6 protein-coding genes and 2 riboswitches are annotated in these 9091 nt (G+C 38.1%); all 6 genes read left to right on the top strand.

The genetic code is table 11. The features are described from left to right. Nucleotides 1-235: 235 nt before the first annotated feature. Nucleotides 236-694, top strand: a complete 459-nt coding sequence (locus tag ACPLVE_RS10325; RefSeq protein ID WP_424611472.1) for a MarR family winged helix-turn-helix transcriptional regulator — start codon at nt 236-238, stop codon at nt 692-694. A 53-nt stretch (nt 695-747) separates the two neighbouring features. Beyond that, complete coding sequence (locus ACPLVE_RS10320) at nt 748-2973, top strand: ABC transporter ATP-binding protein (protein ID WP_424611471.1); 2226 nt, start codon at nt 748-750, stop codon at nt 2971-2973. Nucleotides 2974-2999: 26 nt separating this feature from the next. Then, the gene (locus tag ACPLVE_RS10315; protein WP_424611474.1) at nt 3000-4853 is read left to right on the top strand and encodes an ABC transporter ATP-binding protein; all 1854 of its coding nucleotides are present in this window, start codon (nt 3000-3002) and stop codon (nt 4851-4853) included. 64 nt (nt 4854-4917) lie between these two features. Further along, a riboswitch (TPP riboswitch) is annotated at nt 4918-5020 on the top strand. 63 nt (nt 5021-5083) lie between these two features. Next, complete coding sequence (gene thiT / locus ACPLVE_RS10310; RefSeq protein ID WP_424611473.1) at nt 5084-5722, top strand: energy-coupled thiamine transporter ThiT; 639 nt, start codon at nt 5084-5086, stop codon at nt 5720-5722. Nucleotides 5723-5863: 141 nt separating this feature from the next. Then, nucleotides 5864-6400: a phosphatase PAP2 family protein gene (locus ACPLVE_RS10305; protein ID WP_424611470.1), complete on the top strand. Its 537-nt coding sequence runs from the start codon at nt 5864-5866 to the stop codon at nt 6398-6400. Between the two features lie 64 nt (nt 6401-6464). Then, nucleotides 6465-6630: riboswitch (M-box (ykoK) riboswitch) on the top strand. A gap of 359 nt (nt 6631-6989) precedes the next feature. Next, the coding region (mgtA, locus tag ACPLVE_RS10300) for a magnesium-translocating P-type ATPase (RefSeq protein ID WP_424611469.1) at nt 6990-9091 on the top strand (2102 nt) is incomplete at its 3' end.

The raw sequence follows: 9091 nt of genomic DNA, 5'->3' as shown, positions 1-9091 counted from the left end.
CCTTAGTTTAGTCGCTTTGCAACTCTGGAGCATTAACACAAAATGCCACTTAAATTAATATGGGTTTTGTCAACAGTCTTAGACTGTCTTAGTTTTAAGGCAGTCTTTATTTTTTTATGAAAAGCTTTAGAGAATATTGACATACTAGATTGGGAGGAGTAAAATATATTTTGCGTCAAAAATATTTGCATACGAAATATTCGTATACGAAATAATTTTAAATGCGGTGGTGAAAATGAAAGAGATAAGCAATGGTTTAAAAATATTAAAGCTTTTAAAACAAATAGGTAACACAATAAAGCAGATGATGAAATACGAATGCAAAGAGTATGACATAACAGGCCCCCAGGGAATGCTCATGGGGATTTTAGCCCATTATGGAGAGATGAAAGTAAGCGATTTAAGTCAAAAATTGGGGCTTTCTAACAGCACTGTTTCCGGCATTCTTGACAGACTTGAGAAACAGGGTTTGGTCAAAAGAATAAGAAGCGAAGAAGACAGAAGAGTGGTGTATGTAAGTGTAACTCCAGAATTTAAGGAAAAGTTTCAAAGGCATTTTAAAGAAGCGGAAAGAAAATTTGAAGAGTTGATAAATAGAGCAAGTCAAGAGGACCTCAATAAGATAATAGAGGGACTGGAGGCGTTAAAAAAAGTGTTAGAAATGAAAGGTAATGAGGATTTAAAAAGAGGATGAAAATTACAAGATAACTAATTGTAGCAAAAATTTGAGGAGAAGAAGGTGACTATATGACAAGACTGGCAAGATATCTGAAACCCTATGCAGTATTAATTTTACTTGCAGTATTCTTCATATTTGTTCAAGCTATGAGTGACCTGGCGCTACCTGACTACATGTCTAAAATAGTCAATAACGGTATACAGCAGGGTGGAATAACAAATGCAGTTCCCGAAGCGATAAGAAAAAGTGAAATGGATAAGCTAATGCTTTTTGTCACTCCCGGTGAAAAAGAGGAGATTTTGAAAAATTACACACTCGTAAACAAGATGAGCTCTGAATATGACAGGTATGTTAAAAAATATCCTATACTTTCAAAAGAACCCGTTTACGTTCTTAATAATATAGATAAATCAGAAATTGACAAGATGAATTTGCCTTTAGGAAAGGCATTTCTTGCTGTTTCGGGAATTGAGAAGGCTAAAGAGAATGCCAAAAATGGAGTAATAGAATTTAATGGGAAGAAGATACCTGCAAATGTGGACCTGTTTTCGATAATTTCTCAGATGCCAGAGGAACAGCTTCTTCAGATAAGAGATGAAATGAATAAAAAATTTGAAGCTTTAGGGGATGACATGATAATTCAGGCTGCCACAATGGCGGTTAAAAATGAGTATAAAGCAATTGGCATAAATACTGATAGGATTCAGATGAACTACATTTTACACACAGGACTTCTTATGCTTATGATAACGGGATTAAGTGCGGCAAGTACTATTATGGTAGCCTTTTTTGCCTCGCGTATAGCTGCAGGCGTGTCAAGGGATTTAAGGAAAGACCTGTTTATTAGAGTTCAGCACTTCTCCAATGCAGAGTTTGATAAATTTTCCACTGCTTCTTTGATAACCAGGACTACAAACGATATTACGCAGATACAGATGTTGCTTGTAATCATGATAAGAATGGTATTTTACGCTCCTATAATGGGAATAGGTGGGGTTTTCAGGGCTTTGAGCAAGAGTGTTTCTATGTCGTGGATCATAGCATTGGCGGTTATTGTACTTTTTGGGATAATATCAGTCCTGTATTCTATTGCCATGCCTAAATTCATGTTGATGCAAAAGTTAATTGACAGGCTCAATTTAGTTACACGTGAAAATCTATCTGGAATAATGGTGGTAAGGGCTTTTAATAATCAGAGGTTTGAGGAGGAAAGATTTGATAAAGCGAATCAGGATGTGACCAAAGTAGGTCTTTTTGTAAACCGTGCAATGGCTATACTCTTTCCTTCTATGATGCTTGTGATGAATGGTGTAACTCTTTTGATAGTATGGGTGGGAGCTCATCAAATAGAAAATTCCAGTATGAGAGTTGGAGACATGATGGCCTTTATGCAGTACGCTATACAGATAATATTTGCTTTCCTGATGTTTTCAATGCTTTTTATAATGATTCCGAGAGCTTCTGTTTCAGCAGAGCGTATTGCTGAAGTATTGGAGACAGAACCCTCTATAAAAGATCCAGAAAATCCAAAGCAGTTTGATGAAACACAAGCAGGAACAGTGGAATTTAGAAATGTGTCTTTCAAATACCCTGGAGCTGAAGACTATGCTCTAAAGGATATAAGCTTTAAAATTTTACCGGGGCAAACAGTTGGTATAATAGGAAGAACTGGTTCTGGTAAAAGTACTTTAGTTAATTTGATACTAAGATTTTACGATGTTACGGAAGGGCAAGTGCTAGTGGATGGGGTGGATGTAAGAGAAGTGAAACAAGAGGACCTTCGCCGCAGAATAGGGTACGTGCCTCAAAAAAGCTGGCTTTTCAGCGGCACCATTAGATTCAATTTGAAATATGGAAACGATTTGGCTGCTGAAGAAGACTTAATAGAAGCAGCGGAAATTGCACAGGCGATGGAGTTTATAAATGAAAAGCCCAAAAAGTTTGACACAGAAATTGCTCAGGGGGGAACAAACGTATCAGGAGGTCAAAAGCAAAGGCTTTCCATTGCTCGTGCCCTTGTTAAAAAACCTGAGATATACATTTTTGATGAGAGTTTTTCAGCCCTTGACTTTAAGACAGAAGCAGCTTTAAGGAAAGCTCTTAGGGAAAAGCTAAAAGGCAGCACTGTCATAATGGTATCTCAAAGAGTTTCTACCCTTTTTAATGCAGATCAGATAATTGTTTTGGAGGAAGGAAGAGTTGTTGGCATAGGTAAGCACAAAGATTTAATGAGGACTTGTCCAACCTATAGAGATATTGCTTTGTCGCAGCTTAAGGAGGAGGAATTAGCATGAGAAAAGACAAAAAAGCAGATTCCAAAATGCCGCCAATTCCACATATAGGAAGAGGCGGGGGGCCTCGCGCTTTAGCCCGCGGAGCAGAAAAAGCAAAAGATTTTAAGGGAACGATGAAAAAATTTATAAAGTATTTGTCTGAGTATAAAATCTCCATAATAACGGTAATTTTACTGGCAATATTAAGCACCTCCTTTTCCATTGCAGGACCTAAAATATTGAGCAAAGCTATCACTAAGATTTTTGAAGGTGTGATGAACAGAATAACAGGTCAGGGAAGCGGAATAGATTTTGAATATATTGGAAGGATAATTTTAATCCTCATTGGATTGTACGGGCTAAGCGCTTTATTTGGCTATTTACAGGGCTTAATAATGTCCGGCGTTGCAATGAAAGTTACCTACAAATTTAGAAGGGAAATTTCTGAGAAGATTAATCGACTTCCTTTGAAATATTTTGAAGGCACGAATCAAGGAGAAATACTTTCTCGTATCACAAATGACGTAGATACAATTACACAGACTCTCAATCAAAGCTTGACACAAATAATTACTTCTGTGACCACAGTTATTGGCGTTCTTGTCATGATGCTTACAATAAACTGGCTTATGACGTTGGTTGCTCTTTTGATTATACCTCTGTCTTCTTTAGTAATTGCTTTTATTGTAAAATATTCTCAAAAATATTTTAGAGAGCAGCAAGATTATTTAGGGCATGTAAATGGGCACGTGGAGGAAATGTATGGAGGACATCACATAGTAAAAGCGTTTAATGGAGAAAAAAAGAGTATAGCCAAATTTGATGAGCTTAATAGCACTTGGTATGATGCTGCTTGGAAGTCACAGTTTTTGACAGGTGTTATGATGCCCCTCATGAATGTGATAGGTAATTTGGGGTATGTCGCTGTTACAGTTTTGGGAAGTTGGTTGGTCATCAAAAATGCGATAGAAGTGGGAGATATACAGGCTTTTATACAGTACATTAGGTCTTTCACTCAGCCAATTGCGCAAATTGCAAATATTTCCAATATACTTCAGCAGACAGCAGCCTGTGCTGAGAGAGTTTTTGAGTTTTTGGAAGAAGAGGAGGAAGTGCCTGACAATCCTAAGCCAATAAAATTAGAGGATATAAAAGGAGACGTTGAATTTAGGAATGTCAAATTTGGCTATAGGCCAGATAAAATAGTCATAAATAACTTTTCTGCTAAGATTAAAGCAGGGCAAAAAGTTGCAATTGTTGGTCCTACCGGTGCAGGAAAAACTACAATTGTCAAGCTTTTGATGAGATTTTACGATGTAAATGAAGGTGCTATCTTAATTGACGGTCACGATATAAGAGAATTTTCAAGGGAAGATTTAAGGTCCCTCTTTGGAATGGTGCTTCAAGATACATGGCTTTACAATGGAACTATCATGGACAATATAAGATATGGCAGACTTGACGCAACCGATGAGGAAGTGATTAAAGCTGCTAAAGCAGCACACGTTCACAGCTTTGTAAAGAGCCTGCCTGGTGGATATAACATGATGATAAATGAAGAGAGTACTAACATTTCTCAGGGACAAAAGCAGCTTATTACAATAGCAAGAGCCATATTAAAAGACCCAAAAATTCTCATACTGGATGAGGCTACAAGCTCCGTAGATACTTTAACTGAAATACAGATACAAAAGGCAATGGATTATCTCATGAAAGGGCGCACAAGCTTTATAATTGCTCACAGGCTTTCTACAATAAGAGATGCGGATTTAATACTCGTTATGGACCATGGAGATATAGTAGAACAGGGAACCCATGAAGAACTTCTTAAAAAAGGAGGCTTTTATGCTAAACTTTACAACAGCCAGTTTGAGAGAGAAGAGGAGCCGCTTGTAAGTTAAAAGTATTGACATATAGCATGAAAAGTGGTAAAGTTAAAAATAAGCAAAACAAAATACGGGTGGTTATGTCCGCTGGGGGAGCCTTAACGGCTGAGACGGCAGAAATGCCGAACCCTTGGAACCTGATGAGGGTAATGCCTCCGTAGGGAATGCGGGCTCAAAAGGCACCGCATGAGGCGGTGCCTTTTTTCAGCGAACATAACCTCCTGAAAATGGAGGTGTTTTTGTTTATGTCCTACATTTTAAGCATATTTTCTGATTTTGCCAAGATAAAACCGGTAACGCTATCGGTTATATTGGCGATTTTACTGGCGGCTTTTCTCTTGTATCTTATGAGAAAAAGTGTCAAGTTTGACACAAAAATGCTTGTATATGGGGCCCTCTCAATTGCTATAGCTTTTGTCCTTTCCTATATAAGGTTTTACCACTGGCCCCAAGGGGGATCTATTACGCCTGCCAGTATGCTTCCACTGTTTGTTTTTGCCTATTACTACGGTCCCGGTCCAGGGATTGTCGTTGGAATGGCCTATGGACTTTTACAACTAATTCAAGATCCTTTTATAGTACAATGGGTACAGATTCTTTTGGATTATCCTTTGGCTTTTGGTGCTTTAGGGCTTGCGGGCTTTTTTAGAAAAAATTTAAGTTTGGGAATTTTGGTTGGTGGTTTTGGAAGATTTTTCTCACACTTTTTGTCTGGAATATTCTTTTTTGCAAGCTATGCTCCAAAAGGTATGAATCCCATAGTGTATTCACTTTTAGTCAATGGCAGTATTGTGGGGACGGAGGTTTTGATTTGTTTTGCAGTTTCTTTAATTCCTCAAGTGAGAAATGCTATAGAAGAGGTTAAGAAAAAAGCTTTGGCTTGAAAGGGGGATAGAACCCCTTTATTTTTTTAAAATTTAACGTAAAATTAACATGAGGGAATTTAGGGGTAAGCTTATAAAAGAGACATTTTATAAAAATTATGATAAGATATAAATGAAGACTTTTAAAGAGGTGCCACTGGGATGGAACTGAGGAAGATACTTGCGGAGAAAGATAAAAATATTTTCTTTTATATTAACGAGAAAATAAAATGTAATTTTCTGGACAAAATAATGCCCAGAATCACTCATGTGGGTGGTCCTGCTTTCACAATATTTGTCACAATTTTTCTGGCCTTTTTTGGGAAGAATAGTGTAAGAACTTCTGCAATAGAAGCTTTGTTTTCTCTTGTAAGCAGTCATCTTTTTGTGCAGTTTTTGAAGAAGAAATATTCGCGGCTTCGCCCCTACATGGTGTTTAGAGATACTAATACCTTTAGGCAACTTTTGAGAGATTATTCTTTTCCTTCTGGGCACGCTACTGCCAGTTTTTCTCTTGCAATGACTTTTTCAATGTTTTTTCCCAACCTTGCAATTATATTTATTCCGGTTGCAGTGCTTGTAGGGCTTTCTAGAATATACATGGGTCTTCATTATCCTTCCGATGTCTTGATGGGCTTTTTGATAGGGATGACTTTTTCGTATTTTACTCATTATCTGGGCATAAAGATTTTTGTATAAAAATTTTTTGAAAATAGGTTGACATTTTCAAAACATAGGAATATAATGTAGAGGGACAGAAAAGTAAATACCTCGTTAGGTGAGGCTCCTATACAGATACAGGCTGCTGCCCGGAAACATCGAGAGATGGTAACGGGTGAACAGGCATTACCGAATCAAGGTTTTGCCTAATGCAGCTGGAGTTTTCTCCAAAGCTGTATAGTGCCAAAGCTCAACGAAGGAAATTGGATGGAAAGCCTCTTTCTTTCGTTGAGAGAGGCTTTTCAAATTTTGAGAAAAAACGGAGGTGAGAAGAATGGACGGTGGAGGTAGTAGCATAAGTAAAAAGGGTATATGTAATATGGCATTAAAGAAGGATGGGGCCCTTTTTCCACTTCCATTCTTCTCACCGATGGTCATAATATAGTCCTTTTTCTGGTTTCCCTTCTCTTCTTTTAATGCCCTGTTACATATACCTCCAAAACACTCTTTTCCTTTTAATTCCATCGTCTTTTTGTGAAAGATTTTTTCCAGAAAAACAAATACTGTAATTGGAAGGTTGTAGTAGCAGCAACCTATACCCTATTATTGTGTTTTGGAGGTGAGGAAAATGATAAAGATTGCAAGGAAAAACGGAGCAAGTGATGCAATTTTTGCTCAGTTGGTAAATTTTGCAAAAAAAGATATTGATGAGGTGCTTGCAAGCTTAGGGACTGATAGAGATGGATTGACTGTAGAAGAAGCGGAAGAAAGACTTGAAATGTACGGTCCAAATGAAGTAGCTCATGAAAAACCAGCTCCTTGGTATATTCAACTTGTGAAAGCTTTTATAAATCCATTTATAGGAATCCTCGTATTTTTAGCAATTGTATCATATATAACTGACGTCTTGTTTGTCTCACCTCAAGACAGAGACTGGAGTACCATCATAATAATTTCTATAATGGTTCTGGTTAGCGGACTTTTACGCTTTATGCAGGAGTATCGCTCTAACATAGAAGCTGAAAAACTAAAAGCTATGGTTCACACAACAGCAGCAGTTAAAAGAAAAGAAACGGGTGTAAAAGAAATAAAAATGGAAGAGATAGTTCCAGGGGACATAATACACCTTGCAGCGGGAGATATGGTGCCGGCAGATTTGAGGGTCATTACTTCAAAAGACCTTTTCATAAACCAAGCTACTTTAACTGGCGAGTCTGAACCTGTAGAGAAATATCCGAATTTGAAGGAAGAGAAGAGAAAAGCTGAAAGCTTATCGATATCCGATTTGGAGAATATATGTTTCATGGGAACGAGCGTTGTCAGCGGTTCTGCCATTGGGGTTGTGATTTCGACAGGAGAGCGCACTTACTTTGGTTCAATGGCAAAGACGCTGGTCGGTCAAAGAGCTATGACGAGCTTTGAAAAGGGTATTGACAATGTAAGCAGACTCCTCATTAAATTCATGGCAGCTATGTTCCCAGTAGTTTTTATAGTCAACGGGTTGACAAAAGGAAACTGGCTTGACGCTTTGCTGTTTGCACTGGCGGTGGCAGTGGGATTGACACCTGAAATGCTTCCAATGATTGTGACTACAAACCTTGCCAAAGGTGCTGTAGCAATGGCAAAGCACAAGACTATAGTGAAAAGGCTTGATGCAATACAGAATTTTGGAGCAATGGATATACTCTGTACAGATAAAACCGGGACTTTGACTTTGAATAAAATAGTCTTGGAAAAGCACCTGGATATCCATGGGAACGAAGATGACAGAGTGCTAAGACATGCCTTTTTAAATAGTTACTACCAGACAGGTTTGAGAAACCTTCTTGATATAGCGATTTTAGAATATGGCGAAGAAAAGGGAATGAAGGGATCAGAGCTTGAGAAGATTTATAAAAAGGTCGATGAAATACCTTTTGATTTTGTAAGAAGAAGAATGTCTGTCGTGTTAGAGAGCGAAAATGGGGTTAGCGGCAAAAAAAGGCAGTTAGTTACTAAGGGTGCTGTAGAGGAGATGCTTTCCATTTGTGAGTGGGTTGAATATAAAGGGGAAGTAGTGCCATTAACAGAAGAAATAAAAAAAGAGGCTTTGGAAATGGTAAGAGAGCTTAATGAAGACGGAATGAGAGTGCTGGCAGTGGCACAGAAGAACGAAGTACCCCCTGAAGGTGTGTTCAGTGTAGCAGATGAAAGCAAAATGGTATTGATGGGGTTTTTGGCGTTTCTTGACCCGCCAAAAGAGACAGCACCTTATGCTATAAAGGCTTTGAAAGAACACGGAGTTGAAGTGAAGATTCTGACAGGTGACAATGAAATAGTGACAAAGAAAGTTTGTAAGGAAGTTGGAATACCTGTGCAGAATGTACTTTTGGGTGAAGAGATAGAGAATATGACAGATGATGAGCTGGCTGAAGTAGCCGAAAGAACCACAATTTTTGCAAAACTTACTCCAATGCAAAAAGCGAGAATAATCAAGGCGTTGAGGGCCAAGGGACATGTAGTAGGATTTTTAGGAGATGGAATAAATGATGCTCCTGCCATGAGAGAAGCAGATGTAGCGATTTCTGTTGATAACGCTGTTGACATTGCCAAAGAGTCTGCTGATATAATTCTCTTGGAGAAGAGCTTGATGGTTTTGGAAGAAGGAGTAGTAGAAGGGCGTAAAATCTTTGGTAATATCATGAAGTACATTGCAATTACATCAAGCTCCAATTTTGGCAACGTATTTTC

The sequence above is a fragment of the Caldanaerobacter sp. genome, assembly GCF_049701115.1.
GTDB lineage: Bacteria > Bacillota > Thermoanaerobacteria > Thermoanaerobacterales > Thermoanaerobacteraceae > Thermoanaerobacter.
The sequence above is the reverse complement of the archived record's forward strand: the minus strand, read 5'-3'. Positions and strand labels throughout refer to the sequence as shown.